Origin of the sequence: Streptomyces yangpuensis (genome assembly GCF_024666385.1) — a bacterium.
Taxonomy (GTDB): domain Bacteria; phylum Actinomycetota; class Actinomycetes; order Streptomycetales; family Streptomycetaceae; genus Streptomyces; species Streptomyces yangpuensis.
The window spans coordinates 162,438-188,954 of sequence record NZ_CP102516.1 but is presented as its reverse complement, the minus strand read 5'-3'; the positions used below and the strand labels follow the sequence as shown (position 1 = coordinate 188,954).

The following is a 26,517-nucleotide window of genomic DNA, read 5'->3' as shown; positions in this document are numbered from 1 at the left end:
CCCGGCCCCTGCCGGACGGGCTCACTGCGCGCGGCGGAGCTCGTCGAGCTGCTTCGCGAAGTCCTTGGTCGCCGCGATCAGGTGGGCGTGCGCCTTCTTCTGCCGCTCGTCCCCCTGGGACGTGAACGCCGCACTGAAGTGGGGCTGGAGCTGGGTCCACCAGCCGTAGTCCAGCATCGCCCACGCCTGCGGGCACAGCGGGGCGCGGGTGCGGGGGAGGTAACCGCCGTCGACGAGGGGCTTCTTGTACTTCGCCGGGTCGCTGCCCTCCAGGTAGCACAGGAAGTTGAAGACCCGCTGCTGGGTGACGGGGTGGTCGCTCGCCAGACCCTCCAGGGTCAGCCGGCCCTCCTTGCGGGCGATCTCGTCGAAGAGGATCGCGGCGGCCAGCGAGGGGCCCGGCCCGACCTCGTTGACGGTGTAGAAGGACGCGTAGCCGTCGGCCGCGTCCTCTTCGAGGCCGAGGTTGGCCAGCAGGAACTGCCGCTGCAGGGCGTGCCCCATCTCGTGACCGAAGATGAACTCCGTCGACAGCACCGTCAGGTCATCGGTGTTGTACTGCGACGCCGGGAACGGGGCGGGCCGTTCCACGGTCTTGACCACATCGGCGAGAGCCTTCTCGATCTGCGCCAGGAACGCCGGCGGGATGTAGATCGTCCTGCCGTCGGGCTGGGTGACGGCGTCGGTGACACCGGGCGGCACGTCGGCGGTGACCCTGACGACCAAGTCGTGCGGGAGGGCGAGGGACCTGCTCACCCAGTCGGCCGACCGCTCCAGCACCCGGGAGTTCCGGATCAGCGCCACCACCTGCCGGTCCTGCGGCTGGACGGTCCTGTCCTCGTAGACGACGGTGACCCTGCCGGAGCGCGCCGCCTGGGGGCGGGGCCCGGCCGCGGCCCCCTGCCCGGTGTCGCGGGCCGTACCGCCGCACCCGGTGGCGGCGACGCAGGCGAGGACCAGTACCCCTGACAGGACGGCACGCGTCCTTTTCGAGCAACCGGTGGTGTTCGGCATCCTGGTCGGCTCCCGTCGCGTGTTCCCGCACCGATCCTGCGGCCGCCCGCGGACGGCCGCCCGCCGAGCCACCCGTCCGGGCGACCCCCCGCCCCACCGCCCAGCGGCCCACGCACGCCCAGCGGCCCACCACGCCCGGCGGCCACCACGCCCAGCGGCCCACCACGGCCCCAGGGCGCCCCGCCGCCCGCCGCAGCCCCGGACAGGAGGGATCGTCGCGGCCGGCGCGCGGCCGGCCGGCGGCGGGGGAGACCCCGCCGTTCGGCCCCTCAAGGCCGCCCGTCACCACGCCGAAGAACACCAGGCGGAGCCGTCCAACCGTCCCCGCCCCCGCCCCCGCCCCCGCCGGCCACGGCGGGTCCCGTACCCCGGCCGCCGAGGCCCGGCAGGAGATCCCGCATGCGCGTCGTCCCGCCCCTGACCGCCGTCACCGCCGCATTGCTGCTCGTCACGGCCACCGGCGCCACCCCCGCGGCGGCGGACCTCGACCCCGCCCCCGATGCCGCGCCACTGACCCGGGTCTCCCACGGCGACCCGTACGCGCGCTGCACCGTCGGCGCGAGGTCCCCCGACAGCGTCGTCCACCCGGGCACCGAGGTGGAGCCGTACCTGTCCGTCGACCCCAACGACCCCCGGCGCGTGGTCACCGTCTACCAGCAGGACCGCTGGAACGACGGCGCCGCCCGCGGCCTGGTCGCCTCCTGGACCACGGACGGCCGCACCTTCCACCGCAGCACGCTGCCGTTCAGCCTGTGCGCCCCGGGCGGCGCGGACTACGAACGCGCCTCCGACCCCTGGGTGAGCACCGGACCCGACGGCACCGTCTACGCGAGCGGGGAAGGCGTCGACTTCACCCGCAGCACCCGCAGCGCCCTGCTGACCGCCACCTCCCGCGACGGCGGCCGCACCTGGCACCACCTCACCACCACCCACGTCGACGAGCAGCCGTTCTTCAACGACAAGCCCTCCCTGACCGCGGACCCGGTCCGCAAGGGCACCGCCTACCAGGTCTGGAACCGCCTCGACAACGACCCGCCCGGCCCCGGCTCCCTCGACGGTCCCGGCTACATCTCCCTCACCCGCGACGGCGGCCGCACCTGGAGCCCGGCACGCCCGTTCGTCGACACCGCCGCCGTGCCCAACACGCAGACCATCGGCCACGTCATCGTCGTCGACCCGCGCACCGGCACCCTGTACGACTTCTTCGACCGGATCACCTACTCCGACGACCTGAGCACCGTCACCGAAGCCCACTACCAGATGGTCACCTCCACCGACGCCGGCCGGACCTGGAGCGCCCCCACCACCGTCGCCCGGGACACCTCCGTACCGGAGGTGCACCCGAACGACCCCACCAAGCAGCTGCGCGCCGCGTCCACCCTGCCCAGTCCGGCCGTCGACCCGCGGACCGGCACGCTGTACACGGCCTACGAAGGCTCCGACTTCTCCGGCGGCGACTTCGACGCCGTCCAGCTCGTGCGCTCCACCGACGGCGGACGCACCTGGGGGAGTCCCGAGCTGATCAGCCCCCAGGGCGTGCCGGCGTTCTCCCCGTCGATCGCGGTCGACGAGCGGGGCACGGTCGCGCTCACCTACTACGACCTGCGCTTCCTCGAGCCGGGCGACACCACCACCCTGCCCACCGCGTACCAGCTGGCCCTGCTCCCGCACGGAGAGCCCGGGCGGCGGACCGAACGGCGGATCTCACGGGTCTTCGACTGGCTGCAGGCGCCGTTCGCCGGGGGCTACTTCCTCGGCGACTACCAGGGCCTGGCCGCGGACGGCAGGGGAGTGAGGGCCGTGCTGACCGAGACCCGCTCCGACGCACCGCACAACCGTACGGACGTGTACACCGCCCCGCTCAGCACCCGGTGACGGCCCGGCGGCCTGCCGGGCCCGGCTCAGCCGACGTACCAGGTCTGGGCGGCGTTGCCGTTGCACTGCCGCTGCAGGGCCGGCGCCGCGCGACGTGGAGCCGTTCCTGATTGCCGAGGCACAGGCCGTTGGGTGAGCCCTTCGTCCCCCTGTTCACCGCGGCCCCCGGGGCGGCGGTGAGCGGTCAGGACCGCGGTGCCGCCGGCTCGGCGGCGGCGGGCGTGGCGGGCGTGGCCACCGCGGCGGCCGGGGCGGGCGTCGCTTCGGGGGCGGGCACGGCGAGAGGGGCGGCGATCGCGGCGGCGACGGCGAGGACGACGGCGGCGCGCAGGGTCCACTTCAGCACGGTGAGGCTCCGGTTTCCGGTCGGTGACGGCATGTGCCGTGATCGTCTCCGCCCGCCGGGCCCGCGGGCATCGTCCGCAGGTCGTGGCCGCCTCCCCCGCGCGGGGGAGGCGGCCACCTCGCTCAGAGACCGGCCGGGGCGTTCCGCCTGACCGCGGCCAGGGCGTCCCTGACCTCCCGCACCACGCGGGCCGCGTCGTCGGCGTTGTGCACGACGTCCGTGCTGTTCATGTCGACGACGAGGACCTCGCTGGCCGAGTAGTGCTTGTGCACCCAGTCGTCGTAGCCGGACCACAGCGTCCGGTAGTAGTCGATGAGGCCCTCGTCCTGCTCGAAGTCCCGGCCCCGCAGGCCGATCCGGTGCAGCACCGTCTCGAAGTCCGCCTTGAGGTAGACCATGAGGTCGGGAGCCTTGCGGTACGGCAGGCCGTCGATCTCGCGCATCATCTCGCCCAGCAGCCCCTCGTACACCTGCATCTCGAGGGAGCTGATCCGGCCCAGGTCGTGGTTGACCTTGGCGAAGTACCAGTCCTCGTAGATGGACCGGTCCAGGATGTTGTCGCCCTGCTTGTACGCCTCCTTGATCGAGGCGAACCGCGTCTGCAGGAAGTACAGCTGGAGCAGGAAGGGGTAGCGCCGCGCCTGGATCTCCTCCGGGCTCGCCGTGTAGAAGAGCGGAAGGATCGGATTGTCGTCGACGCTCTCGTAGAAGACCTCGCTGCCCAGTTCCTTCGCGAGCAGCTCGGCGACGCTCGTCTTCCCGATCCCGATCATGCCTCCGACGCAGATCACTGCCATACCTCACTTCTCCCCGGCGGTCATATGTGCGTGGGCGTGCGGGCTGGGCATCTCACACCACTGAGACGCACGCCGACGGCACGCGATTCCCCGGGAGCTTCATGATCAGCGTCAGACGGTCCCCGTCCGGACCGGACCCGGAACCCCTGACGCGGGCCGCTCTCATCGACCGGCCGGCCTGGCCCTTCCGCGGTCGCCGCGCACTGCGACGAGCCCCGGCCCCGCGGCCAGCTTGAATCTTAGATGACGATTCACCCGCGCCGACCAGCGCTTCGCCGTACGACGCACCACGCCACGCTCCGCCATGCCACGCCCCGGCCGCGGGGGCAGCGGGCCTCACACGGACCGGGCCGCGCCCGCCCACACCGCCGGCCTGCGCCCGGCGCCGTACAGGACCGGCTCCTCACCGCCGTCTCGGCCGTCCTGGACAGGGGAGCAGCGGCACACCTGCCATGACCGCCCGGCCCGGCCGGGTCAGAAGCGGAGTACGCCGAGATCGCGCACCGTGGCCGCCAGGGCCCGGACGAGGTCGTTCTCGGCCTCGGTGCGCCAGACCAGAGCGAAGCGCAGGGTGCCCATGTCGGGAAGGGGGATCCACCGGATGTTCGTCAGCCCCCAGTACCGGGTGACGTGCCCGGGGAAGGTGTGGACGATGTCCCCCATGCCGACATGGCCGATCAGCTCGTCGGCGTTGTCCGAGGCCGCGGACTCGATGCGCTCGATCGGCCGGCCCCGCGGGGTGTGGAAGGGCAGATAGCTGTCCTCCCAGTAGTCCGGCACGTCCAGGGCGGTGCCGTGCGGGAAGTCCGCGAGCAGCTCCAGCGGCACCGACTCCCGTTCCGCGAGCCGGTGGCCGGCGGCCACGGCCAGGATCCGCGAGTCCGTGCACAGGACCGGCCCGACGGTCAGGTCCGGCTCCTCCACCGGCAGCCAGGCCACGACCACGTCCATGGCGCCGCTGCGGAGCTGCCCGAACACATCGGTGAAGGTCGCCTGGCGGATCCGCAGCCCCCACTGCGGATACCGCGTACGGAACACCTTCCAATAGGGGTGCAGATCGACGAGGTTGAACGGCAGCAGGCTGACGCGGAGCTGCGCGGTGATGCCGCGGGCCGCCAGCCGCGCCCGCTCCAGGGAGTCGTGCAGCCCCGCGTAGACCGGCTGCAGATCGTCGCGGAACTGGCGCCCGACCTCCGTCAGGCGGACCGTACGGCTGGTACGGGTGAACAGCTCGGCGCCGATGCGCCGCTCCTGCTTCTTGATGGCCTGGCTGACCCGCGCCTGGGAGACGTGCAGCCGCTGCGCGGTCCGCCCGAAATGCAGTTCCTCGGCCAGCACCAGGAAGATCTCGATGTCCCGAAGCTCCACCCGCTCCCTCCCCGGCCCTTCGTCGATAACCCGGCGGTTATCGAACCACGCACAGATGTTCCTTGATCATATGCGCGGGCCGGAGGACCGTGGGAGGCATGCAGTCCCGCGTGCACCACCACCCGCCCCCACGGCCCGACCGGATCGGGCGCCCCGCCGACACCCCCGCCGGGGCGCGCAACGCCGCCTCCTGGCACCGCACATGAGCGACAGCGTCGACCTGACCGTGCTGTACGCGGTGCACGACGCCCTGCGTCGCGAACTGGCCCATCTGGACCGGATCACCACCACCGCGGACCACGACCCGCGGCGGGTGCTCGCCACCGCCGCCGGATGGCCCCTGTTCAAGCAGGCCCTTCACGCCCACCACACGGCCGAGGACGACGCCCTGTGGCCGCCGCTGCGGCAGAACCTGGCCGGCCGGCCGCAGGAGCTGGCACTGCTGGAGGTGATGGAGGCCGAGCACGCCGCCGTCGCCACGGTGATCCGCGCCATCGACGCGAGCCTGACCGGCCCCTGCCCCGACCCCACCGCCGGGGCGGTGCGGCTGGGCCAGCTCGCCGACGCACTGACCCGCGGCCTGGCCGGCCACCTGAAGCACGAGGAGGAGAGCGCCCTCCCGCTGGTCCGGCGGGCGCTGACACCCCGGCAGTGGGACCGCTTCACCCGCGTCCACACCCGGCACCTCCACCGCCACGCACCCCTGCTGCCGTGGCTGCTGGACACCACCGGCGAGCCCACGGCACACCGCCTCCCCGACCGCTGGAGACCGGACACCGCACCGGTCCCGCCGGACCACCACGGCCGCCATGACGGCCAAGCCCCCGGACACACCCGTCCGCGGACACCACACCAGGGCCGGCGCACCACCCGCGTCGCCGGCCGGAAAGCGAGCCCACCGATGCACCCCACGTTCGTCCTCGTCCACGGAGCCTTCGCGAACTCCTTCTCCTTCGCACCCCTCCAGGCCGAACTCGGCCTCCTCGGCCACCGTTCGGTCGCCGTCGACCTGCCCGGCCACGGATTCCGGGCGACCTACACCCGCGCCTACCAGTCACCGCAGGACCCCGCGGGGCTCGCCACCGCACCCGGATCGATCAAGGGCGTCACCCTCGCCGACAACGCCGCCCACCTCATCGCAATCCTCGAACGGGCCAAGCGGAACGGACCCGTGATCCTCGTCGCCCACAGCCGCGGCGGCATCACCGCCACCGCGGCGGCCAACGCCCGCCCCGACCTGATCGACCGCATCGTCTACGTCTCGGCCTGGTGCCCGGTCCGGCTCGACGTCAACGACTACTACGCCGAACCGGAGATGGCCACGGTCGACCCCGCCGCCTTCGCCTCGGCCCTGGCCGGCAACCCCGCCGACCTCGGCCTGCTCCGCGTCAACTTCCGCACCGCGGACCCGGACGCGCTCGCGGCGTTCAAGTCGGCCTTCCTCGCCGACGGCACCGACGAGGAGTTCCTGACCTTCCTGAACACCTTCCAGCCCGACGAGAACCTGGACGTCGGCACCTCGGCCGACCGGGCACAGGCCGCGACCTGGGGCAGCATCCCCAGGACCTACGTCCGCCTGGCCGACGACGCCAGCCTGACCCCCGCCGCCCAGGACCGCCTGATCCGCGAGGGCGACGAGCTGACCCCCGACAACCCCTACGACGTCCGCACCCTCGCGGGCAGCCACCTGAAGTGGCTGACCGACCCCGCACCGGCGGCCCGCCTTCTGGGCGAACTCGCCGCGATCACACCCCCGCGCTGAGCGCCCACGGCAGGCCCCCCGACCCGGGCGGGCCCGCCGCCCCCACCCGCCCGCCCGACGCCCCGGTGTCACCTTGGCCGGAATCTGCGGAAGAGGGGGGCGGGCCGGTGAACGGTGCCGCGGCGCAGCGATGCGGATCTGCGAGGAACTGGCCCGCGACCCCGAGGAGCGTCCCGCCCGGGGAGCGCGCGGACTCCACGAGGGCCTGGCCGGCATCGACTGCGTCCTTCACCCCGCCCAGTGCCCCGGGGCCGGTGATCCGGGCGCCGCCGGCGGCCGCGCACCGCGCACCGCGCACCCGGCGACGCCTGAGAGCGGGGACGGCCGGCAGGGCGAAGCCGATGAGCGCCGCAATGAGATGGCCGACGGTGGTGAAGTCCGGCAGCGGACCGGGCCATTCGGCACCCCCGAGGGGCCACGCCAGCACGAACACCGCCCAGGGCAGACGGCCGCGGCGCGGCAGCGCCGGGGTCCCGGCCGCCAGCACGGTCTGCGCACCGTAACTGATCCCGAAGTCCAAGGACTCCCGCACGGCCGCCGGATACCAGCCGTACCGCAGCGCGACGACGATGACGACAGCGGTCAGCACGGTGGCCGCGACATGCCCGCCGAGGAACACCGCCACGGCACGCCGCTTCCCCCACCGGTACTCCGCCCGGGCCAGGAAGCAGCACACCCCGAGGCCCAGCGTGATGAAGGTGCCCACGAAGCCGGGCGAGGCGACATCCGTGAGTGTCCCGTCGAAGAACAGCACACTGCCGGCCAGCGCGGACAGCGGATGGTCCCGCAGATTGTCCAGGTTGGTGCTGACGTACTCCAGCACACCGGCCGCCCGCTCGGCGGACAGCACGTAGCCCAGCCAGGCGTGGCCCGCCAGGAGCACACAGACATAGACGAGGGTCAGCGGCGCACGCCGCGGATACTCCCGCAGCGCGCGGAGCGCATCGCCCGGAAGACCGGTCGGTGACGGACGGTTCATACCGCGGCATTCTCCAGATCGGGTCGAGGACGGGCCGGTCCCGGACCGGCCCCTCAAGGGGATGCCGATCACCGCGCCCGGGTTCCGGCACCCACCGCGCCACCTGCTGACGGCTCCTCAAAACGCCTGGTGGGAGCGGGTTTCCCGGAAGTTTCCCGTTTCCCGTTCGCAAGGGGCGACCCGTGCCTCCTCGACACACGGCCGCGCCGGGGAACAGTCTCGGAGCCGACGAGCACGACGAGCACGACGAGCACGACGAGCACGACGACCACACGACCACGACGGGCACGGCGGGTACGACGGGTACCGACGAGACGGGGGACCGGAACATGACGATGCGCAGGACGGCGGCCGCAGCGGTGACGGCGGCGACGGCACTCGCCCTCCTGGCCACCTGGGGAGGCGCACCCGGCGCCGGCGCCGCCACCCCGGCCGCGGCACCGAACACGGCGAGGACGGCGGCAGCGGCGGGGGAGTGCCGCACCCTCGCCCCCGGCGCCTCCGCGGTGGCCGAGAAGGCCGTGGCGGCCGCGTGCGAGCAGATCGGCGTCTGGTACACCTGGGGCGGCGGCCACGGACCCCAGCCGGGCCCGACGTACGGCCAGGTCGACCCCAGCGACCCCGACAGCGCACACGACCCGGAACGGCTGGGCTTCGACTGCTCGGGACTGGTCCGCTACGCCTACCACCGCGCGGCCGGCGGTGACCCGCTGCCCGGCAACGCCTACCACCAGTTCCACGCACCGCAGGCACAACAGCGGTTCACCGCCGCCCAGGGCACCGCGCCGCTGCTCCCGGGCGACCTGCTGGCCTGGGGCTCGGGGGGCTCCATCCACCACATCGCCATCTACCTGGGCGCGGGGAAGATGGTCGAGGCCCGCGAGTCGGGTACCCGGATCATGGTCAGCGACGTCCGGCTGGGGGGCGACTACGCCGGAGCGGTCCGCATCGCGCCGCAGGCGACGGCACCCGGCACGTTCAGCACCTGGGGCACGGACGTGTGGACCCACAAGGAGCCGTCCACCACCAGCGAGCGGGTGCACAAGTTCCCCGGCCCGACCACGGTGCGCATCGCATGCCAGAAGCACGCCGAACCCGTGACCGCCGAGGGCTACACCAACGACGCCTGGTCCTACCTGCCCGAGTACGGGGCGTGGATCACCAACATCTACATCAAGGGCCCGGCCTGGCTGGACGGCGTAGACACCTGCCCCTGAACACCCCGCTCCCCCCCTTCCACCCCGCTCCACCCCACTCCGTATCCATCGCATCCCGGCTCCGGAGGGAGCCGTTCACCGAGGAGGAACCATGTACGCAGGCAGGAAGATCGCTCTTGGGCTCGCCGTCGCCGCGCTGGCGGGCGGCATGGCCACCGTGACCGGCCCCGCCGCGGCCGCGCCCGCCACCGGGCGGAGCGCGGCCGCCGAGTGCGGGGTGCGCGCCGACGGCAAGCTGTGGTGCGGCAACCGGGTCGGTGCCAAGGGCTACGAGCACCGCCGGTACAACTCCGCGGTGCGCGGGCCGCTGAACACCAGCCCCAGCTGGTTCCAGTGCTGGGGCCGCGGCGACCAGCACGCCGGCGGCAACAACGTCTGGTACTGGACCCAGCTGGACAACGGCCAGTGGGGCAACGTCCCGGCCGTCGACGTCCACACCTCCGTCGACCCCGCGCCGGGCCTGCGCGAGTGCTGACCTTCTGAGCAACCGGCCCCGCCCCCCTGCCCCGTCGGCGCGACGCCGCCGGGGGCCGGGGGCGGGGCCTGCCAGGCGTACTCAGCCGTACTCAGCCGTGTTCAGCCGTCAGCCGTGCTGGTGCTGCTCGGGCAGCCGGCTCTCCGGATGCGCCCACAGCAGCACGTTGCCGGGCCGCTCGTCGCGGAAGAAGTCGAGCACGTCCCGGTCCGAATGGCGCAGGCTGAAGTGCGTGAGGACGAAGAGGGTCTCCGGGTGGGCCTCGACGACCGGCCTCAGCCGGCTCCACACGGTGTGCCCGACCCGGTCGGCCCGCGCCAGCTCCGCGTCGTCGAGGAACGTGCACTCGGTGATGACCACCGGGTAGTCGAACAGCCACGGATTCTCCTCGAAGACACGCACATGGGTGTCCCCGAGGAACGCGAACAACGGCCTGAGCACCTCCCGCTCGACCTGTACGCCCTCCCTGCGGCGCTCCGCGAGGATCCGGCCGAACTCCGCACCCCGGCCCTGCCCCACCAGGCCGCGCCGCAGCTCCTCGTACTCGGGCAGCAGCACCTTGCGGGGCTCCGAGAAGGCGTACCCCACGCACGGCACCTTGTGGACGCAGTCCACCACCCGCACCCGGTGCCCGCGCCGCCCGAAGGTGAACTCGTCACCGCCGCGGACCCCGTGCAGCCGGCAGCCCGCGGCGAGCGAGGGGTCGTAGGCGGCGCCGTGGTTCAGCTCGGCCGAGGCCCGCAGGAAGGACTCCACGTACGGCACCGCCGCGGCGGGCAGGTGGATGTCGACACCGCCGGGCCTGGCGGCGAGGTGGTCGAGGTCCTTGGAGTGGTCGTGGTGGGTGTGGGTGAGGAAGACGGTCTCCGGCTGCCGTCCTTCCGCCAGCCCCGCGTCCAGCGCGCACCGCAGCTCCGGGACGACGAAGAACGTCTTGTCGTTGGCGCGCGAGTACCCGGTGAGGGTGAGCTCGGTACCGGGTATCCGCCAGGTCTTCCACTGCCGGAACGGATGTCCCCGCTCCAGCCGTTCGGGATGGGCGGGCGTCCGCGCAGGGGCCGGTGCCATCGGTGCCTCCGTCGGACGGCCGTGATCGGGTGAGGCGCCGATCGTAACGGCCGGAGCCCGCGACGGCCTGCGGTTTTCCCCGCCCGCACCACACGCTACGCGCGGCATGACGTCACGCGCCGCGCGTCACGCCTTCCCGCCGAGACTCGCTCGTCGAGGTGTGCACCGGCCACCTCGCCACCTCGCCGGGCTCGACGGGCGGACCTCGGCCTGCGCCTGCTGACGGCTCGAACTCCCGCCGCACCCATGGCGCCGCGACCGGATGCCTGACACCCTGGTGCCCGTGATCATCAGGGTGAGTGAGGCACGCGTACGTCCTGACCGGTTCGAGGCGTTCCACGACATGATCGTCTCTGCGGTGCGGGAGTTCCCCGGCCGCTACCCGGGGCTCGTGGACCACGAGGTCCTGCTCGCGCCGCCCGACTCACTGGTGTACGTCAGCCGCTGGCGCAGCGAGCAGGACCTGGCCGGCTACGCCGGCGAGCACTGGCGCAGCAGCCCCGTGGTCCTGCCGGGCGAGGACGAGTACCTCCTCGCGCCGCTTCGGGTACGGCACTTCACACTCGCGTCCCTCGCCCCGGGGAGCGCGCCTCGGTCGGACCGCTAGGCCGGCGGCCGGGCCGGCCCTGCGGGAGCCAGGCCCACAGGGCGACGCCGATGAAGACCACCTGCTCGGGAATCCGGAACCACAGCGGTGTCGCCGGTTCCCCGTTGAACGGGATGTGCTCGACGGCCGCGTGGATGTTGGCCGGGAGCATCAGCACGAACAGCACGGCGAGGCCGAGTCCCGCCGCCCGCCGGGTTCTGCCGAGGACGAGTCCGGCGGCGCCGAGGAGTTCCAGCACACCCGTCGCGTAGACCGCGAGGCGGGGGAGGGGGACGAACGGCGGGACCATGGCGACCAGGTCGTGGTGGCCGGGCACGGGGCCGAGGGCGGACGGGGCGAAGTGCGCGCTCGCCGTGAACACCAGCATGACCGCGAGGCCGTGCAGAACGGACATCCGCCAGGTCGCGAACCGTCCGACGCCGAGTGCGCCGAGCAGCCGGAACAGCACGGCGGGGACGGCGATGAGCATGAGTGTGCCGAACATGAGAGGAGGATCCTTCCGGTCGGTAAGAACGGATAATAGCGTTATCCGCTATCCATTGACGAGAGAGTGGGTGCATGAAGGTCTCCGAGCTCAGCCGCCGCACCGGCGTACAAGTACCGCTGATCAAGCACTACTTGCGGCAAGGGCTGCTGCATCCGGGGCGCGCCACCGCGTCCAACCAGGCCGACTACGGCGAAGACCACGTCCACCGGCTCCGGTTCATCCGCACCCTGATCGGGATCCGCGGCCTGTCGATCGGTGCGACCAAAGAGATCCTGGACGCGATCACCGCCGAGCAGGACGACCTGCACCAGGTCTTCGGCATCGTGCTCGGCGTACGCCCGACCACGCTGGAGGAGCACACCGGCACGCAACAGCCCCCGACGAAGACGAAGGCGAAGGCGAAGACGGTGGCGGGGACGGAGCCGGGATCGGAGCCGACGGCTACACCGATGCCTACGCCGGTGCCGACGCAGGCGCCGGTGCCGGCGGGCCTGGCCGACGCCCGCATGCTGATCGCCGAGATGGAGTGGGACGTCTCCCCGGGCAACCCCGCCGCACACACCCTGGCGGAGGTCCTGGCCGCACTCGGCGACCTCGGCGCGGACATCGACTGGCGCGGCCTGCTGCCGTACGCCCGGCTCGCCGACAGCATCGCCGACGTGGACGTGCGCCAGATGCACGGCGAGCGCGATCTGCTGGCCCAGGCCGAACGGGCCGTCCTGGTCTCCGTCCTCCTCGAACCCGCCCTGCTCGCCCTGCGCCGCCTGGCCCAGGAATCCAAGTCGGCCCGCCACTTCGGCGGTGGCGGCAACGGCGGCTCCACCACCCCCGCAGCAGGCTGACCCCGGCCCCCGCTCGGGGCTCCGCACCGGTGCTGTAGGGTCCGCCTGCTTGAGTATGCCCAGGTCAGGGCTACCGGGAAGGGAGATATGGGCGGTTCGGGATCAAACGACAGCGAGTGGAAGCTGACGGACGAGGAGGGCCGGGCCCTGTCGGGCCGGTGGTGGCGATGGGCCCTGTCCGCACCGGAGCGCCGCAGCCCGGTCAGCGACACCACCGGCGAACACGCCGGCTGGAAGCAGCCGGACGACCTGTGGTTCCTCGCCGGCACCTACGGCGGGCGGGTCGTGCGCCGCTGCGCCGTCCCCGCGGGACGCCCCCTCTTCTTCCCCGTGCTCAACATGCAGCACAACCGCTTCTACGCGAAGACCCCGCAGAGCATGTGCGTCCTCAAGGCCACGGCCGCCCTCAACGGCGTCGACCTGCCCCTGCGGGAGTACACCGCGCAGTTCCGCACCTCGTGGCTCACCCGCCGCTTCAGCTGGGGCCTCTGGGCCGGCATCGCACCCCTGCAGCCCGGCGAGTACGTGCTGGAGATCAAGGCGAAGGCCCACGACGGCTTCTGGGTCGACACCACCTACCACCTCCAGGTCGCCCCCGCCTGACCCGGCCGCCCCGCCGGACCGCCCGCTCCCGGCGGCCGAGGGGAAGATCCGGACAGATCTAGACTGACCCGCGGGAAACGCGCCGGTAGAGCCGGGGGCGCCAGGGGAGTCGGGGGAGTGACGGCATGGACGTGAAGGATGCCGGCGGGAGTGCGGGCGACGGGGCGGAGCCTCCCCTGGTCGCCGCCGTCCGGGCGGGGGACACCTTCCTGGTGAAGTGCCTCCTGGAGGCGGACAAGAACTACGACGAGGTGTCCGAGGCCTTCGGCGTCGCCGTCCGGGCCTTCCGCGGGGACCTCGCCGAACTGCTGCTCCTGGGCGGCGCCGATGCCGGGCGGTGCGCGCCGCACGAGCTGCCGTCCCTGCGCGAAGCCGTGGACTTCGGCTCGCCCGCGCTGGTGGAAGCCCTCCTGAACCACAGCCTCCGCGACAGGTACCCCGCCTCCGAGCTGCGGGAGATGCGGGACCTCGCGCGCAGCTGGTACGAGGCGGGGACCGAGGCCGAACTGCGGCGCCGCACCGGCTCACAGGACGAGACCGTCCGGACCCGGGTCCAGGACGACAGCCACCACACCGTCGGTGAACTCACCCTCGGCGCGAGGACCGTACGCGACGGGCACGGGGCGATCCTCACGGACCTGGAGGAACTCCTCGGCATCCGCGCCACGTTCGAGGAGCTGACGGCACGGGCGCTGGACCACGACCCGGACCACACCGCCTGGTCACGGGCCACCATCCTGCTGTCCCACCGGCGCGACCCGCAGACGTGGACGGCCGTCACGGCCCTGCGCACGCACCCGGACCCCTCGCACCGGCTGTTGGGCGCCGAGCTGATGCGGCTGACCGAACTCTTCTCCGACGACCCCGAGGACGAGCTCGCCGCCCACGCCGTGGCCGCCCTCACCGCCTGGTCGGCCGGGGAGACGGACACCACCGTCCTCGCAGAGCTGCTGCACGGCCTGCATTCGTACGCCGGACCGCGCGCCGAAGCCGCCCTCCTGGCCCACGCCGGCCACCCCGACGCCGGGGTCCGGCAAGCGGTGGCCGGCGGCCTCGGCACGCGCGGGAAGCCCGCGCACCTGTCCGGCGAAGCCCGGGACACACTCCTCACGCTCCTGGCCGACGACGACACCGACGTACGGATCGCGGCCTGCCACAGCGCCGGCGAGACCGCCCGCCCCCATGCCGTCAAGGGCGACCCCGCCCTGGCCGACGCCATGGCGGCCCTCCTCCACGACCCGCTGCGCCGGGTCCGGCTCGTCGCCGTGTACGGGCTCGCACTCCACGAGGACGAGCGGTGCGTGGAGGCGGCGGACCGGCTGGGCCCGCCGCGCCCCGGTTTCCGCGCCGAGGAGATGGCCTGCCTCGACGTGGCGTGGCGGTACCAGTGGCGCCGCGACGAGGTGACATCGGCCTGAGCCCGAAAGGCCTGAGCCCGGAAGGCCGGAGCCCGGAAGGCCGGAGCCCGAAGGGCCTGAGCCCGAAAGGGCCCCCGGCCGCCGGTACCGGGCGGGGCAACTGCACGCGTTGTTGGGCGGCCGGGGGTGTCGGGCGGGCACGGGGGCGGGGCAGGGTGTCGCAGGGAACGTGTCGGAGGGAGGTACGCCGGTGGAATGGGACTGGTGGACGGCGGAGTTCGGGGACGCGCACGCGGGAGCGGTGGGTGTCCTCGTCGACGGGGGCGAGCCGGGGCCGGTGTACTTCGACGTGGGGAGCGGCCCCAACATGCCGTCGACCACGCACTGGTCGGCCTACGACGGCCGCCGGCACCGCGGCCCGCGCGCCGAGGCGCTCCGTGCGGTGTGCGCGTGCGGATGGCGGGGTGCCGCCGAGTACCTGCTGGACTGGGCCGCGATCGGCGACCGGCCTCTGTACGAGGCGGACGTCGACCTCACCGGACCGCTCGCGGACTGGAACGCCCACCTGTCCCTCGTCCGCGACAAGGCGGCCCCGCTGCCCGAGCCGCTGGCGGCCCTCCTGGTCACGGTGGCCGAGCAACTGTCCGCCACCGCCGAGGACGCACCGATGGCGGCGCTGCGCGCCGTCGGTGTGCTGGAGCGGATCGCCGCCGGCGTCGGGCGGGAGGCGGCCGGCGCGCTGGCGGACGACGGTGTGTCCGCCGAAACGGTGGCCGCCGGGCTCGGAACCACCCGGTCCAAGGCCCTGGTACTCCTGCTGACCGCCCAGGACCGGTGACGGGCGCCGCGCGGACGCAGACAGCAGGAGGGCCCCGAGTCGCCTCGGGGCCCTCCTGTACTTCGCTGACCTCCCCGTCCAACGACCCCGCCGCCCAGGAGTCACGCCCCGTTTCCGAACGCCGTCCGCTCGGCCGCTGAAGCCGGGCTCCGCCGGGTCCGGAGGGCGCCCGTCGGGGGAGTGTCTGGCAGGGTGTGGCGTATGGAGCCGTTGAGAGTGGTGGCAGCGCTGTGGGACCGGATCCAGGCGCGGGACTGGGACGGTGTCGCCGGGCTGGTCGCGGAGGACGCCGTCGTGGAGTGGCCGGTCAGCGGCGAACGCATCGTGGGCGGCAGGAACTACGTCGCGGTGAACTCCGAGTACCCGGAGGGCTGGGCGATCCGCGTGCTGCGGATCGTCGCCGACGGCGCCGAGGTCGTCTCCGAGGTCGAGGTCCCGCACGAAGGCGTCGGGGTGTTCCGGGCTGCGTCGTTCTGGACCGTCCGCGACGGGCGGATCGTCCGCGGGCGGGAGTACTGGACGAGCCCGGGCGCCGACCCGCGCCCCGAGTGGCGGGCCGCCTTCGTCGAACCCATGGAGGCCGAACACGCGCCGTGACCGGGCAACAGCCGCACGGGTCACGTGGTGGGGGGACCTGAGAACGCAGAGAACGCGGAGAACGCCGAGAAGGAGAGACCGGCATGGCGATTCAGCGGATGGACAACGTCGGCATCGTGGTCGAGGACATGGACGCCGCCGTCGCGTTCTTCGTGGAACTCGGTATGGAACTGGAGGGCAGGGGAGAGGTCGAAGGCCTCTTCGCCGACCGGTGCACCGGACTCGACGGCGTCCGCTGCGACATCGCGATGCTCCGGACCCCCGACGGCCACAGCCGGCTCGAACTGGCGAAGTACCGCAGCCCCGCGGCGATCAGCGCCGGGCCGCGCAACCGGCCGCACAACATCGTGGGCACGCACCGCGTCATGTTCGCCGTCGACGACATCGAGGACACCGTCGCCCGGCTGCGCCCCCACGGCGGTGAACTCGTCGGTGAGATCGCCCGGTTCGAGGACAGCTATCTGCTCTGCTACCTCCGCGGCCCGGACGGCGTCATCGTCGGACTGGCCGAGCAGCTGACCCGCCCCGACCCCACCTGACCCGCCCCGACCCCACCCGACGACCCGACCCGACCCGAGCGAGCGGCCGTGCTGCGCGAGCCGCCGCCCGGACGCGGCTCACCTCACCGGCGTACCAGGTCGAGCTGACGGTTCATCTCCGCGAGGAAGCGCACGACGGTGGCGAGTTCGTCGTCGGTGAACCGGCGCCGTGCGGTGTCGGTGGCGTCGGCGAGGGGGCGGAAGTAGTCGCGGGCCGCGGTCCGGCCGGCCTGCGCGTAGTGCAGATGGACCACCCGGCGGTCGTCCTCGGCCCGGACCCGGTGGATGTGGCCGGCGCTCTCGAGCCGGTCCAGACAGGCGGTGACCGCACCGGAGGTGAGGTTCATCCGCTTGCGCAGCCGCCCGGGGGTCATCGGGCCCGGTTCGGCGTCGTCCTGGTCGGCGTCGAGGATCGCGATCAGGGCCTGTACGTCGGTCGGGTGCAGCCCCTGCGCCTGCGCGAACTCCTGGGTGATGCGGTTGAACTCCGCGTTCATATGACGCAGCAGGACGGCGAAGGCCTGCAGCCCGCCCGGGTCCTGGGACGCAGACAACGGAGACGGGGACGGAGACGGAGACGGGGGCGGGGGCGAAGGCGGAGTCGGGGGTGTCTGGGAGGGGGCGTCGGCGCTGCGCATACCTCAGCATAAGATCTCTCAATGATTGAGATACTTTATCGCTGACATAGTCGGTGTGTTCTGAGGACGGACATGGTGAGAGCTTCACGCCGGGTACGCCGGACGATCCCCCTGGTACTGGTGGTGGTCTGGCTCGCGATCGGAGGGATGCTCGGCCCCTACGCGGGCAGGCTGGGCGAGGTCGCGACCAACGACCAGGCGGCGTTCCTGCCGCGCAGCGCCGAATCCACCCAGGTGCTGCAGGCCCGCAAGGCCTTCGAGCGGTCCGAGACGGTGCCGGCCATCGTGCTGTGGACCGCCCCGGGCGGCCGCGTGGACGAGGCCCGGCAGCAGGCCGCCACCCGGGCCGTCGCGGCCCTGGCCGGCCGGCCGGGCATCGCCGGGACCCCCTCCCCGGCCACGGCCTCCGCCGACGGCGCCGCCCTGCAGGCCGTGGTCCCGCTCGCACCGAACCTCGGCAAGGAACTGCCCGCCGTCCTGGAGGACGTCCGCGCGGCGGCCCGGCAGGTGCCCGGCACCAGCGCACAGATCGCGGGCCCGGCCGCCGGCCAGGCCGACCTGGCGGACGCGTTCTCGGGGATCGACGGCCTGCTGCTCGGGGTGGCGCTCGGAGCGGTCCTGCTGATCCTGCTGCTGGTCTACCGCAGCGTCCTGCTCCCCCTGATGATCATCCTCGGGGCCGTCTTCGCCCTCGGCCTGTCCTGCGCGGTGGTGTACTGGCTGGCCGCACGGGACATCGTCCGGGTCGACGGCCAGGTCCAGGGCATCCTGTCGATCCTCGTCATCGGCGCGGCCACCGACTACGCACTGCTCCTCGCCGCCCGCTTCAAGGAGGAACTCGCCACCCGCGGGGAAGACCGTACGCGCGCCGCGTGGACGGCCGTGCGCCGCTCGGCCGGCGCGATCACGGCCAGCGCGGCCACCGTGGCCCTCGGCCTGCTGGCGCTGCTCGCCGGCGACCTGACCAACAACCGCGCGCTGGGCCCGGTCGGGGCGATCGGCATCCTCTGCGCGGTGCTCGCCACCCTCACCTTCCTGCCCGCCGTCCTGGTCCTCACCGGCCGCGCCGCCTACTGGCCCGCCACCCCCGGACCCGCCACCCCCGGACCCGCGGGCGCCGAAGGCGGCGGCCACGGCGTGTGGCGCCGGGCGGCCGCCCTCATCGACCGGGCCCCGCGCCGCGTGTGGGCCTCCACCGCGCTGGTCCTCCTGGCCCTGGCCGCGTTCGCACCCGGCCTGTCCTCCAGGGGAGTTCCGCTGGACGAGATCTTCGTCAGCGACGCCCCCTCGGTCGCCGCCCAGCAGACCCTGGGCCGGCACTTCCCCGGCGGCTCCGGCAACCCGACGGTCATCATCGCCACCGCCGACCGGACCGCCCAGGTCACCGCGGTCACCCAGGACACCGACGGAGTCGCCTCCGCCGCCCCCGTCACCACCACCGGACGGCCCGGCCCCGGCACCCCCCTGGTGGTCGACGGCCGGGTGCGCATCGACGCGACGCTGGAAGCGGCCGCGGACAGCGACGCCGCCAAGGACACCGTCCAGCGGCTGCGCCAGCGCCTGCACGCCGTCGACGGCGCCGACGCCCTGGTCGGCGGCTACACCGCCCAGCAGTACGACACACAGACCACCGCCGCCCGCGACCGCACCGTCATCGTGCCGGTCGTCCTCGCCATCATCGTCCTCGTCCTCGTCCTGCTCCTGCGCTCCCTGCTCGTCCCGGTCCTCCTGGTGGCCACCGTGGCCCTCAACTTCGCAGCCACCCTCGGCGTTTCGGCCCTCGTCTTCGAGCACCTGCTCGGCTTCACCGGCACCGACGCCTCCGTACCCCTCTACGGATTCGTCTTCCTGGTCGCCCTCGGCGTCGACTACAACATCTTCCTGATGTCCCGGGTACGGGAGGAGTCCCTGACCCACGGCACCCGCGCGGGCGTACTGCGCGGGCTCACCACCACCGGCGGCGTCATCACCTCCGCCGGCGTCGTCCTCGCCGCGACCTTCGCCGCCCTGATGGTGATCCCGCTGGCCTTCCTCGTCCAGATCGCCTTCATCGTCGCCTTCGGCGTCCTGCTGGACACCCTCGTCGTGCGCTCCCTGCTCGTCCCCGCCCTCGTCGTCGACATCGGCCCGCGCGCCTGGTGGCCCAGCACCCTGGCCCGCCCCACCGCGGACCGGCCCCTGCCGGTAGGGACCCCCGCCGGCTGACCGTCCACACCGGCGCGGTCCGAAAGGTTGCGTATACCCCCCAGGGGTATACAGTGGTGAGGTGAGTCCGCGGGGACGGGGTCACACTGACGGTATTGGGGATGACGGTCATGGATCACAGCGCACACCACACACCCACCGCACACGACCACGCCGCGCACCCGGCGCACGCGGGTCACGCAGGGCACGGGACGGGCGGCGTGACGTGGGGGGCCGCGGCGAAGGCGACGCTGCACTGCCTGACCGGATGCGCCATCGGCGAGATCCTCGGCATGGTCATCGGGACCGCCCTGCTGTGGGGCAACGTCCCGACGATGATCCTCGCGATCACGCTCGCGTTCGTCTTCGGCTACTCCTTCACCCTGTTCGCGGTCCGCAGGGCCGGCCTCGACTGGAAGAGCGCGATCAAGGTGGCCCTGGCCGCCGACACCGTCTCGATCGCCGTCATGGAGTTCGTCGACAACGGCATCATCGCCCTCGTCCCCGGCGCCATGGACGCCCACCTCTCGGACGGACTGTTCTGGGGAGCGCTGCTCGGCGGCTTCGTCGTCGCCTTCCTGGTCACGACGCCGGTGAACAAGTGGATGATCGGCCGCGGCAAGGGCCACGCCGTGGTCCACGCCTACCACTGACCCGGGCCGCCCGCCCGTACCGAGCCCCCTGTCCGGCCGCCCCTCGGGCGCGGCCGGACACCGGCGCGGACAGGGCCCGCCGCCCGGGTTCAGCTCGTGCGGGCCAGCGGCCGGCCGGCGAAGCTCACCCCTGCCAGGCCGTGGGCCATGAGGTTGCGGATGTTGCCGTGATCGGTGCCGTCCGGCGTCGCCAGCACGCTGCGGTAGTGCTCACCGAACGCCTGCAGGGCCTCCTGGTCGCTCAGCCCCTCCAGCAGGGCCAGCCCCAGCGTCTTGCAGGAACCCTCGTTCTCCCCCGCGGCGTTCGCCAGCTCCCCGTTGCGGAACGCCTGCGGCTCGTACGCGTAGTGCGCGGCGATGAAGGCCAGGGTGTCGGCGAACTCGTGCTCACCCGACGCAAGGCTCGCCCGCAGCGCGTTCAGATCGGTCATGTCGGTTCCCTCGGGTCGGACAGACGATCCGGTTGCCGTCCGTGACCGGGCGACCATACCTCCCGCGGAGCAACCCGGCGCGAACCGGCCACATACCGGAACGATCACCATCCGCGCAGGCCACGGCGTACGACGGCGTCACGGCGCCACCCGCCGGGCGGCGGGGGCATTGTCAGTGGGGGGCAGGATGATGACCTTCATGACGGAAAACAGTGCCCTGCTCTCTCCTGCCGCCTACGCGGAGGCCGTGACCACCGCCGTGGCGGCCTCCGCCGCGTACTACGGCGACGGGACCACCCCGCTCGGCGACGACGAGTACGACGGGCTGCTGCGCGCCATCGCGGCCTACGAGGAGGCCCACCCGGACGAGGTGCTCGCCCAGTCCCCGACCGGGAAGGTGGCGGGCGGGGCCGTGCAGGGCGACGTGCCGCACTCGGTGCCGATGCTCTCCCTCGACAACGTCTTCGACGCCGACGAGCTCGCCGAGTGGGCCGCAGGGCTGGAACGGCGCCTCGGGCACCCCGTGGCCGGATGGTGCGTGGAGCCGAAGCTCGACGGCCTCGCGGTGGCCGCCCGCTACCGCGACGGCCGGCTCGTCCAGGTCCTCACCCGCGGCGACGGCCTGGCCGGCGAGGACATCACCCACGCCGCCGACGCCGTCACCGGTCTGCCGCCGGTCCTCACCGAGCCGATCGACGTCGAGCTGCGCGGCGAGGTGCTGCTGACGACCGCGCAGTTCGAGGAGGCCAACCGGATCCGGCTCGCCCACGAGGCCACGCCCTTCGCGCACCCGCGCAGCGGAGCGTCCGGCACCCTGCGGGCCAAGGACCGTCCCTACCGCATCGAGCTGACCTTCTTCGCCTACGGCGCGATCGGCCTGGACGACCTCGGCCATGCCGCTCTGCTGGAGAAACTGGCCGCGCTCGGCGCGAACACGGCCGCCAGCACGGCCGCCGCCCCGATGCGCTGCGAGACCGTGCAGCAGGTGCAGGAACGTATCGACGTGATCGCCGGCCTGCGCGCCGACCTGCCGTTCGGGATCGACGGCGTCGTCGTCAAGGCCGACACGGCCGAGGACCAGCGGCAGGCCGGCAACGGCTCGCGCGCCCCGAGATGGGCGGTCGCCCGGAAACTGGCGGCCGAACACAAGGTGACGCGCCTGCTGGCGGTGGAGTGGAACGTCGGCCGGACCGGGATCATCGCCCCGCGCGCCGTCCTGGAACCCGTGGTCATCGACGGGGTGACGGTCACCTACGCCACCCTGCACAATCCGTCCGACATCACCCGCCGCGGGCTCATGATCGGCGACCAGGTGTTCGTGTACCGGGCCGGCGACGTCATCCCCCGGGTCGAGGCACCCCTGGCCGACCAGCGCACCGGCGCCGAGAGCCCGATCGTCTTCCCCGAGGCGTGCCCCCGCTGCGGCGACGCGATCGACACCTCCGAGCAGCGCTGGCGGTGCGTGCGCGGCCGGAGCTGTCAGGCCGTGGCCTCGGTGATCTACGCGGCCGGCCGCGACCAGCTCGACATCGAGGGCCTCGGCGGCACGCGCGCGATCCAGCTGGTGGAGGCCGGTCTGGTCAAGGACGTCGCCGACCTGTTCACACTGACCCGCGAGCAGCTCCTCGGCCTGGAACGGATGGGGGAGACCAGCGCCGCCAACCTCCTGGCCGCGATCGAGACCGCCCGCGGGGCCGCACTGAACCGGGTGTTCTGCGCCCTCGGCGTCCGCGGCACCGGGCGCACGATGTCCCGCCGGATCGCCGCGCACTTCGGCTCGATGGCCGCGATCCGGGCCGCCGACGCCGACACGCTCGCCGGGGTCGACGGCATCGGCACCGAGAAGGCCCGCGTCATCGCGGCCGAACTCCTCGAACTGGGCCCGCTCCTGGACAAGCTGCAGGCCCAGCAGGTCGGCACGCAGGTCACCGAACCGCAGAAGCCCGCCGCCGCGGCCGACGGGGGCGACGGGGGTGACGGGGGTGACGGCACGGACGCGGCGGCGGGCGGCCCGCTGGCCGGACAGGCCGTCGTGGTGACCGGGTCCATGACCGGCCCCCTGGCGGTGCTGTCCCGCAACGAGATGAACGAGCTGATCGAGCGGGCCGGCGGCAAGGCGTCCTCGTCGGTGTCCAAGCGCACCACCCTGCTGGTGGCGGGCGAGAAGGCCGGCTCCAAGCGCACCAAGGCCGAGGAACTGGGCATCCGCATCCTCGGCCCCGAGGAATTCGCCGTCCTCATCGCCGACCTCCTCCCCACTCCCTAGAGGAATGCCCCCGAGCCGGGGAAGGGGGGCCCGGCCCGGGGGCGGTGGAGGGGACGCAGGGGGAGGGGGAGAGCAGGGGAACTGCCCGCGTGCGTCCGCCTACTTGAAGGTGACGTCCGAGCAGGAGTAGAAGGCCTCCTCGCTCTGGAAGGAGCCGTCGGGCCGCTTCAGCCCGTGCCAGATCGTGTAGATCAGGTGCTTGCCCTTCTTCTCGGGGAGCACCGCCTTGAACGTGAACGCCTTCGCGCCGAGGAAGCCCGAAGGAGCCGCCGTGGCCGCGGTGTTGTCGGCGCTGAGGAACGGAGTGTCCTCCAGGTCGGACCACTTCAGCGGCTTCTTCGGGTCGTAGCCGTCCTTGGTGACGTACATCTCCATGCGGTACGGGTTGTGCAGCGCGCTGATGTCGTAGCGCAGGTCGTACTCGGCGCCGCCGGGCAGCGTCGTCGAGGGGAAGTCGTCCCGCGCCAGGTCCAGGCCGGAGAACTGCGCGTTGCCGGCGCTGCACAGCTTGCCGTCGGCTATGCGGGCGCGGTGCTGCGGGGAGGAGGTCGGGGTGCTGTGGTCGATGGCGCGGCCCTGCACGATCGACTTCCAGTCGCCGGGGATGCCGGGGCTCTGGGCGAGGGCCAGCCGGCAGGCCTCACTCGCCTTCGGGTTCTTGGTGCAGGCCACGCTGCGGCTCACCGGATCGGCGGTGGATCCGTGTGCGGAGGCCGGCGCCGAGCCGAGGGTGGTCACGGCGAGGGGAAGGGCCACGAGCGCGGTCAGGCGCAGGAGTGCGGCGCGGCGGGCCGGGGGCCGTACCGCCTCGGGGGAAGCCGTGGCGGCGGAACGGGTCGTACTCATGAGGGGGACGCTCCTGGTCATGGGGTCTGGGGCCGGTCGGGCGGGCAGGCGGGTGGGCGGGCGGGCGGTCAGCCGCCCGTCCTCACGCTCACCTCGCGGGAGAACGCCCCCCACGTGCCGTCGCCGAGCCGCGCCCGGATCTTCACGGCGTACGTCGAGCCGGGGTGGGCGCCGACGAGCACCTCGCGCGAACCCTTCGTCGTCGGCACCGGCAGGACCGGGTCGCCGGTGCCCCACATGAAGGTCTGGGCGGGCTTGCCGTTCAGGTAGACCTGGTAGGTGGTGATCTGGCCGACGCCCTGCGGTACGGACCAGGTGAGGTTCAGGTAGTGCTGGGTGACACCGCCGTCCTGCTTCGTGGCGGTGGTGGCGGCGAAGTCGCCGGGGGAGGCGGTGCCGCCACCACCGTCGGGCGCCGCGGCCGTCGTCACCTGCGCTTCGCGGGTCGGCTCGGACTCCTTCCCGGAGGCGTCGACGGCGGTCACCTTGAAGCGGTAGGCGGTGCTCGCGGTCAGGCCGGAGACGGTGGCCGAGGTGGCCTTGGCGTCCGCGTCCTGGACCTTCACCCCGTTGCGGTAGATCCGGTAGCCGGTGACCGCGACGTCGTCGGTCGCCGCACGCCAGCGCAGCGCGGCCTGGTACGGGCCGGAGGCCGTCGCCTCCAGGTCCGCGGGGAGGACCGGCTTCGCCTTGTCCTGGCCGGGCGCCGCGAGCGTGGTGAGCACGATCTCCTTGCTGAAGCCGGTGGTGCGGCCGTCGGCGCGGACGGCGCGCACCTTGAACGCGTAGCGGGTGGCGGGGGCCAGCCGCTCGATGTCCGTCATCGTGTCCTTGACGGTCTTGACCTGCTTGCCGTTCTGGAAGACCTCGTAGCGCACGACCTCGGACCCGCCCGCGGGCGGCTTCCACATCAGGTGGACGGCGGTGTCGTCCTTGACGAAGGAACCGCTGTCGGCGGGCACGGCCGTGTCCGTGCCGCTGTCGCCCCCGCTGCCCGACGCGCCGTTCACACGGCATCCGGTGATCTGGGGCAGGCCCTTGCCGGCGGGGTTGATCCCCACCTTGACGGTCCGGCTGCCCCTGGCGGCCACGTCGGCGCGGTCGGCGACCGGCTTGACGGTGACGTGCTTGCCGTCCTGGCGCAGCTCGTACGCCCAGGGGTTGTCGAGGGTGACCTGCCCCTGCGACACGTCGAACTCGGCGGTCCAGTCCCGTACGGGCCGGTCCCCCTTGTTGGTCAGGGAGACCTCGCCGGACGCCCACCACACGGTGGCCTGGTCCGCGACGCGGCAGGCGGCGCCGAGGCCGTCCTTCTCCTCTCCCGCATTGGCGGCCACGGGGATGACGACGGAGCCGACCCCGACGACCACGGCCGCACAGGCCAGGGCAATTCGCTTTCGGGACATCAGAAACCTCTTGGTAAAGCCGATCCGCCGGTGCAGCGGCGGCATCGAAAGTGCCTCGGTCAACACCGGTGACCCTAAGCGCGGTTCACGGCCCGAACGGCCCTCCGGGGGCCTCCGCACCCGCTGTTATCCGTCCCTTAAGGTCCGGATAGGGCGCCCTTGATCCCCTGCGCGCACCCTTCGACCCTACGGAAACCCAAGATCACGCTCCGTTCCCGTCCCGAGCCGTGCGCGGGGGTCCGGTCCGGTTCGCAAACGATCAGCCGGAGGCCACCTCGCCGCGTTCCGCGCCGTAGTGACAGTGCCACCGCCCCCAGGGGATGTCCCGGACGGGATCCCCGGCACCGGGGCGGGGGAGGACGGGCAGCGGGCCGTCGGCGACGAAGATCTGAACCTCTGTTCTCATGCGCGGATGATCGGCCGCCCCTGCCGGCCCCGGCAAATCCCGCCGAGAGGAGACCGCGCCCCACCCGACGGGACGGCGGCCGGCGGCCGGCGGCCATACCGGGGGCGTGATCGAGCCAGGGCCGGGACGCGCGGCCGGGCTCCTGCCAGCATGACGCCCATGGCGGACTTCGGTGAGCACATGCAGCGGCACGCACCGTCCTACGTCGGACTGGCTGCGGTGATAGGCACGGTCGTGGCCGGCTACCTCCAGGCCGACGGCGTACTGGAAACCGGCCGGGCGCAGGCGCGCAGCACCCTGGAAGCCGCACGGACCCAGGCTGCCGGCCAGCAGGCGACCGCGCGCACCAACGAGCAGATCACCCGCTACGGAGAGCTCATCCAGGCGTCGAGCCGCGTCCGGTTCCTGATGCAGAGGTTCGAGCGGCTGGACGAGCAGTCGAAGCGGGATCCCGCCGTCATCGCAAGCCTCCGCCAGGGCAACGACGACCTGGTGGCCCGAGCTGCTTCGGCAGCCGTCATCCTGGGCAGCCACCCGAGCGATTCCGTCCGCGTGAACGCCCATGGAATCGCCTACACCCTTCCCTATGCCGCCCGCTGCCTGGAGACCGGCCTCCCGGGCTCCGACCAGTCCGGCTACAGGGTCGATTACCCCGGGAAGGGGCTGATGGACTGCGCGGAACTGGCCACCTGGCTGGACGGACACGAAAAGGCCCTGGCCAAGGAGCCCCCGTCGTTCTCCTGAACGTCCACGCCCACGCCCACATCCGCGCCCAGCAGGGCTGTCAAGGAGCGCCGTTGGTCCGCCGCGGCGGCGCCGCACCACGGTGCCGGTGTGGACCTCGACGCGGCGACCCGGCCGCCCGGGCCCGGGGGACCGGCACACGGGGTTGTGCGTGCGACCGCCTCTGCGGGA

At 72.9% G+C, this 26,517-nt stretch carries 27 protein-coding genes and 1 pseudogene; 16 read left to right on the top strand and 12 right to left on the bottom strand.

Annotation, left to right across the window (positions count from 1 at the left end):
- Positions 1-21: 21 nt before the first annotated feature.
- Positions 22-1,014, bottom strand: a complete 993-nt coding sequence (locus tag NRK68_RS36185) for a DUF4344 domain-containing metallopeptidase (RefSeq protein ID WP_257858398.1) — start codon at positions 1,012-1,014, stop codon at positions 22-24.
- 399 nt (positions 1,015-1,413) lie between these two features.
- On the opposite strand from NRK68_RS36185, the gene NRK68_RS36180 reads away from it, so the two are divergent.
- Entirely contained in the window at positions 1,414-2,889 is a 1,476-nt protein-coding gene (locus NRK68_RS36180; protein ID WP_257858397.1) for a sialidase family protein, read from the top strand.
- A gap of 184 nt (positions 2,890-3,073) precedes the next feature.
- On the opposite strand, the gene NRK68_RS36175 is transcribed toward NRK68_RS36180, so the two are convergent.
- From NRK68_RS36175 to NRK68_RS36165, 3 genes are all read right to left on the bottom strand, one after another.
- Positions 3,074-3,268, bottom strand: coding sequence for a hypothetical protein (locus tag NRK68_RS36175; RefSeq protein WP_257858396.1), 195 nt, complete (start codon positions 3,266-3,268; stop codon positions 3,074-3,076).
- Between the two features lie 89 nt (positions 3,269-3,357).
- Positions 3,358-4,032 (bottom strand): deoxynucleoside kinase, encoded by a 675-nt coding sequence (locus NRK68_RS36170; RefSeq protein WP_257858395.1) that lies wholly within the window; start codon positions 4,030-4,032, stop codon positions 3,358-3,360.
- Positions 4,033-4,506: 474 nt separating this feature from the next.
- The gene (locus NRK68_RS36165) at positions 4,507-5,400 is read right to left on the bottom strand and encodes a LysR family transcriptional regulator (protein ID WP_183068724.1); all 894 of its coding nucleotides are present in this window, start codon (positions 5,398-5,400) and stop codon (positions 4,507-4,509) included.
- Positions 5,401-5,602: 202 nt separating this feature from the next.
- Here NRK68_RS36165 and NRK68_RS36160 point away from each other — a divergent pair.
- Both NRK68_RS36160 and NRK68_RS36155 read left to right on the top strand, forming a co-directional pair.
- Positions 5,603-6,013 (top strand): annotated as a pseudogene (locus tag NRK68_RS36160) (hemerythrin domain-containing protein); the annotation flags it as partial.
- Positions 6,014-6,301: 288 nt separating this feature from the next.
- Positions 6,302-7,162, top strand: a complete 861-nt coding sequence (locus NRK68_RS36155; protein WP_257858426.1) for an alpha/beta fold hydrolase — start codon at positions 6,302-6,304, stop codon at positions 7,160-7,162.
- Here NRK68_RS36155 and NRK68_RS36150 read toward each other — a convergent pair.
- The gene (locus NRK68_RS36150; protein WP_257858394.1) at positions 7,146-8,141 is read right to left on the bottom strand and encodes a rhomboid-like protein; all 996 of its coding nucleotides are present in this window, start codon (positions 8,139-8,141) and stop codon (positions 7,146-7,148) included. The two genes, NRK68_RS36155 and NRK68_RS36150, sit on opposite strands and share 17 nt — an antisense overlap.
- Positions 8,142-8,323: 182 nt before the next feature.
- Here NRK68_RS36150 and NRK68_RS36145 point away from each other — a divergent pair, with 182 nt between their 5' ends.
- Positions 8,324-9,358: a C40 family peptidase gene (locus NRK68_RS36145; protein WP_257858393.1), complete on the top strand. Its 1,035-nt coding sequence runs from the start codon at positions 8,324-8,326 to the stop codon at positions 9,356-9,358.
- Positions 9,359-9,449: 91 nt separating this feature from the next.
- Entirely contained in the window at positions 9,450-9,833 is a 384-nt protein-coding gene (locus tag NRK68_RS36140) for a hypothetical protein (protein WP_183068727.1), read from the top strand.
- 108 nt (positions 9,834-9,941) lie between these two features.
- Here the strand turns inward: NRK68_RS36140 and NRK68_RS36135 are convergent, their stop codons facing one another.
- The gene (locus tag NRK68_RS36135; protein WP_183068728.1) at positions 9,942-10,901 is read right to left on the bottom strand and encodes an MBL fold metallo-hydrolase; all 960 of its coding nucleotides are present in this window, start codon (positions 10,899-10,901) and stop codon (positions 9,942-9,944) included.
- A gap of 283 nt (positions 10,902-11,184) precedes the next feature.
- On the opposite strand from NRK68_RS36135, the gene NRK68_RS36130 reads away from it, so the two are divergent.
- Positions 11,185-11,508 (top strand): antibiotic biosynthesis monooxygenase, encoded by a 324-nt coding sequence (locus NRK68_RS36130; protein ID WP_257858392.1) that lies wholly within the window; start codon positions 11,185-11,187, stop codon positions 11,506-11,508.
- Here the strand turns inward: NRK68_RS36130 and NRK68_RS36125 are convergent.
- The gene (locus tag NRK68_RS36125) at positions 11,459-11,992 is read right to left on the bottom strand and encodes a DoxX family protein (RefSeq protein WP_257858391.1); all 534 of its coding nucleotides are present in this window, start codon (positions 11,990-11,992) and stop codon (positions 11,459-11,461) included. The genes NRK68_RS36130 and NRK68_RS36125 overlap by 50 nt on opposite strands.
- A gap of 74 nt (positions 11,993-12,066) precedes the next feature.
- On the opposite strand from NRK68_RS36125, the gene NRK68_RS36120 reads away from it, so the two are divergent.
- The 6 genes from NRK68_RS36120 (at position 12,067) to NRK68_RS36095 (ending at position 16,772) form a co-directional block, all read left to right on the top strand.
- On the top strand, positions 12,067-12,837 hold the full coding sequence (locus NRK68_RS36120) for a MerR family transcriptional regulator (protein ID WP_183068730.1): 771 nt from the start codon (positions 12,067-12,069) through the stop codon (positions 12,835-12,837).
- 87 nt (positions 12,838-12,924) lie between these two features.
- The gene (locus NRK68_RS36115; RefSeq protein ID WP_183068731.1) at positions 12,925-13,440 is read left to right on the top strand and encodes a hypothetical protein; all 516 of its coding nucleotides are present in this window, start codon (positions 12,925-12,927) and stop codon (positions 13,438-13,440) included.
- 125 nt (positions 13,441-13,565) lie between these two features.
- Positions 13,566-14,858 carry a HEAT repeat domain-containing protein gene (locus NRK68_RS36110; RefSeq protein ID WP_257858390.1) on the top strand — a complete coding sequence of 431 codons (1,293 nt, stop codon included), beginning with the start codon at positions 13,566-13,568 and terminating at the stop codon, positions 14,856-14,858.
- A 190-nt stretch (positions 14,859-15,048) separates the two neighbouring features.
- Positions 15,049-15,636 carry a hypothetical protein gene (locus NRK68_RS36105; RefSeq protein ID WP_183068733.1) on the top strand — a complete coding sequence of 196 codons (588 nt, stop codon included), beginning with the start codon at positions 15,049-15,051 and terminating at the stop codon, positions 15,634-15,636.
- A gap of 201 nt (positions 15,637-15,837) precedes the next feature.
- A complete protein-coding gene (locus NRK68_RS36100) occupies positions 15,838-16,233 on the top strand; it encodes a nuclear transport factor 2 family protein (protein WP_183068734.1) in 396 nt (131 codons plus the stop codon).
- Positions 16,234-16,316: 83 nt separating this feature from the next.
- Positions 16,317-16,772: a VOC family protein gene (locus NRK68_RS36095; RefSeq protein ID WP_183068735.1), complete on the top strand. Its 456-nt coding sequence runs from the start codon at positions 16,317-16,319 to the stop codon at positions 16,770-16,772.
- Between the two features lie 83 nt (positions 16,773-16,855).
- Here the strand turns inward: NRK68_RS36095 and NRK68_RS36090 are convergent, their stop codons facing one another.
- Complete coding sequence (locus NRK68_RS36090; RefSeq protein WP_373024839.1) at positions 16,856-17,299, bottom strand: MarR family winged helix-turn-helix transcriptional regulator; 444 nt, start codon at positions 17,297-17,299, stop codon at positions 16,856-16,858.
- A gap of 183 nt (positions 17,300-17,482) precedes the next feature.
- On the opposite strand from NRK68_RS36090, the gene NRK68_RS36085 reads away from it, so the two are divergent.
- Together NRK68_RS36085 and NRK68_RS36080 are read left to right on the top strand one after the other, a co-directional pair.
- Positions 17,483-19,615 (top strand): MMPL family transporter, encoded by a 2,133-nt coding sequence (locus NRK68_RS36085; RefSeq protein WP_257858387.1) that lies wholly within the window; start codon positions 17,483-17,485, stop codon positions 19,613-19,615.
- A gap of 110 nt (positions 19,616-19,725) precedes the next feature.
- A complete protein-coding gene (locus tag NRK68_RS36080; protein WP_183068738.1) occupies positions 19,726-20,247 on the top strand; it encodes a DUF4396 domain-containing protein in 522 nt (173 codons plus the stop codon).
- Between the two features lie 89 nt (positions 20,248-20,336).
- Here the strand turns inward: NRK68_RS36080 and NRK68_RS36075 are convergent, their stop codons facing one another.
- Complete coding sequence (locus NRK68_RS36075; RefSeq protein WP_183068739.1) at positions 20,337-20,678, bottom strand: HopJ type III effector protein; 342 nt, start codon at positions 20,676-20,678, stop codon at positions 20,337-20,339.
- A gap of 190 nt (positions 20,679-20,868) precedes the next feature.
- Between NRK68_RS36075 and ligA the strand changes: the two genes are divergently transcribed.
- Entirely contained in the window at positions 20,869-22,944 is a 2,076-nt protein-coding gene (gene ligA / locus NRK68_RS36070; protein WP_257858423.1) for an NAD-dependent DNA ligase LigA, read from the top strand.
- A 99-nt stretch (positions 22,945-23,043) separates the two neighbouring features.
- On the opposite strand, the gene NRK68_RS36065 is transcribed toward ligA, so the two are convergent.
- The 3 genes from NRK68_RS36065 to NRK68_RS36055 all read right to left on the bottom strand — a co-directional run bounded on the left by NRK68_RS36065 (position 23,044) and on the right by NRK68_RS36055 (position 25,602).
- Positions 23,044-23,790 (bottom strand): lytic polysaccharide monooxygenase auxiliary activity family 9 protein, encoded by a 747-nt coding sequence (locus tag NRK68_RS36065; RefSeq protein ID WP_183068740.1) that lies wholly within the window; start codon positions 23,788-23,790, stop codon positions 23,044-23,046.
- A gap of 68 nt (positions 23,791-23,858) precedes the next feature.
- Positions 23,859-25,196 (bottom strand): fibronectin type III domain-containing protein, encoded by a 1,338-nt coding sequence (locus NRK68_RS36060; protein ID WP_257858384.1) that lies wholly within the window; start codon positions 25,194-25,196, stop codon positions 23,859-23,861.
- A gap of 259 nt (positions 25,197-25,455) precedes the next feature.
- Positions 25,456-25,602 carry a hypothetical protein gene (locus NRK68_RS36055; protein ID WP_183068742.1) on the bottom strand — a complete coding sequence of 49 codons (147 nt, stop codon included), beginning with the start codon at positions 25,600-25,602 and terminating at the stop codon, positions 25,456-25,458.
- 159 nt (positions 25,603-25,761) lie between these two features.
- Here NRK68_RS36055 and NRK68_RS36050 point away from each other — a divergent pair, with 159 nt between their 5' ends.
- A complete protein-coding gene (locus NRK68_RS36050) occupies positions 25,762-26,346 on the top strand; it encodes a hypothetical protein (RefSeq protein ID WP_183068743.1) in 585 nt (194 codons plus the stop codon).
- Positions 26,347-26,517: the final 171 nt, after the last annotated feature.

Excerpts from the sequence above, each read along its gene's own strand:
- NRK68_RS36170 (WP_257858395.1), bottom strand. The coding sequence starts at position 4,032 with ATGGCAGTGATCTGCGTCGGAGGCATGATCGGGATCGGGAAGACGAGC.
- NRK68_RS36155 (WP_257858426.1), top strand. The coding sequence starts at position 6,302 with ATGCACCCCACGTTCGTCCTCGTCCACGGAGCCTTCGCGAACTCCTTC.
- NRK68_RS36115 (WP_183068731.1), top strand. The coding sequence starts at position 12,925 with ATGGGCGGTTCGGGATCAAACGACAGCGAGTGGAAGCTGACGGACGAG.
- NRK68_RS36065 (WP_183068740.1), bottom strand. The coding sequence starts at position 23,790 with ATGAGTACGACCCGTTCCGCCGCCACGGCTTCCCCCGAGGCGGTACGG.
- NRK68_RS36110 (WP_257858390.1), top strand. The coding sequence starts at position 13,566 with ATGGACGTGAAGGATGCCGGCGGGAGTGCGGGCGACGGGGCGGAGCCT.
- NRK68_RS36180 (WP_257858397.1), top strand. The coding sequence starts at position 1,414 with ATGCGCGTCGTCCCGCCCCTGACCGCCGTCACCGCCGCATTGCTGCTC.
- NRK68_RS36055 (WP_183068742.1), bottom strand. The coding sequence starts at position 25,602 with ATGAGAACAGAGGTTCAGATCTTCGTCGCCGACGGCCCGCTGCCCGTC.
- NRK68_RS36185 (WP_257858398.1), bottom strand. The coding sequence starts at position 1,014 with ATGCCGAACACCACCGGTTGCTCGAAAAGGACGCGTGCCGTCCTGTCA.
- NRK68_RS36140 (WP_183068727.1), top strand. The coding sequence starts at position 9,450 with ATGTACGCAGGCAGGAAGATCGCTCTTGGGCTCGCCGTCGCCGCGCTG.
- NRK68_RS36095 (WP_183068735.1), top strand. The coding sequence starts at position 16,317 with ATGGCGATTCAGCGGATGGACAACGTCGGCATCGTGGTCGAGGACATG.
- NRK68_RS36060 (WP_257858384.1), bottom strand. The coding sequence starts at position 25,196 with ATGTCCCGAAAGCGAATTGCCCTGGCCTGTGCGGCCGTGGTCGTCGGG.
- NRK68_RS36080 (WP_183068738.1), top strand. The coding sequence starts at position 19,726 with ATGGATCACAGCGCACACCACACACCCACCGCACACGACCACGCCGCG.
- NRK68_RS36125 (WP_257858391.1), bottom strand. The coding sequence starts at position 11,992 with ATGTTCGGCACACTCATGCTCATCGCCGTCCCCGCCGTGCTGTTCCGG.
- NRK68_RS36175 (WP_257858396.1), bottom strand. The coding sequence starts at position 3,268 with ATGCCGTCACCGACCGGAAACCGGAGCCTCACCGTGCTGAAGTGGACC.
- NRK68_RS36120 (WP_183068730.1), top strand. The coding sequence starts at position 12,067 with ATGAAGGTCTCCGAGCTCAGCCGCCGCACCGGCGTACAAGTACCGCTG.
- NRK68_RS36150 (WP_257858394.1), bottom strand. The coding sequence starts at position 8,141 with ATGAACCGTCCGTCACCGACCGGTCTTCCGGGCGATGCGCTCCGCGCG.
- NRK68_RS36075 (WP_183068739.1), bottom strand. The coding sequence starts at position 20,678 with ATGACCGATCTGAACGCGCTGCGGGCGAGCCTTGCGTCGGGTGAGCAC.
- ligA (WP_257858423.1), top strand. The coding sequence starts at position 20,869 with ATGACCTTCATGACGGAAAACAGTGCCCTGCTCTCTCCTGCCGCCTAC.
- NRK68_RS36100 (WP_183068734.1), top strand. The coding sequence starts at position 15,838 with ATGGAGCCGTTGAGAGTGGTGGCAGCGCTGTGGGACCGGATCCAGGCG.
- NRK68_RS36050 (WP_183068743.1), top strand. The coding sequence starts at position 25,762 with ATGGCGGACTTCGGTGAGCACATGCAGCGGCACGCACCGTCCTACGTC.
- NRK68_RS36135 (WP_183068728.1), bottom strand. The coding sequence starts at position 10,901 with ATGGCACCGGCCCCTGCGCGGACGCCCGCCCATCCCGAACGGCTGGAG.
- NRK68_RS36085 (WP_257858387.1), top strand. The coding sequence starts at position 17,483 with ATGGTGAGAGCTTCACGCCGGGTACGCCGGACGATCCCCCTGGTACTG.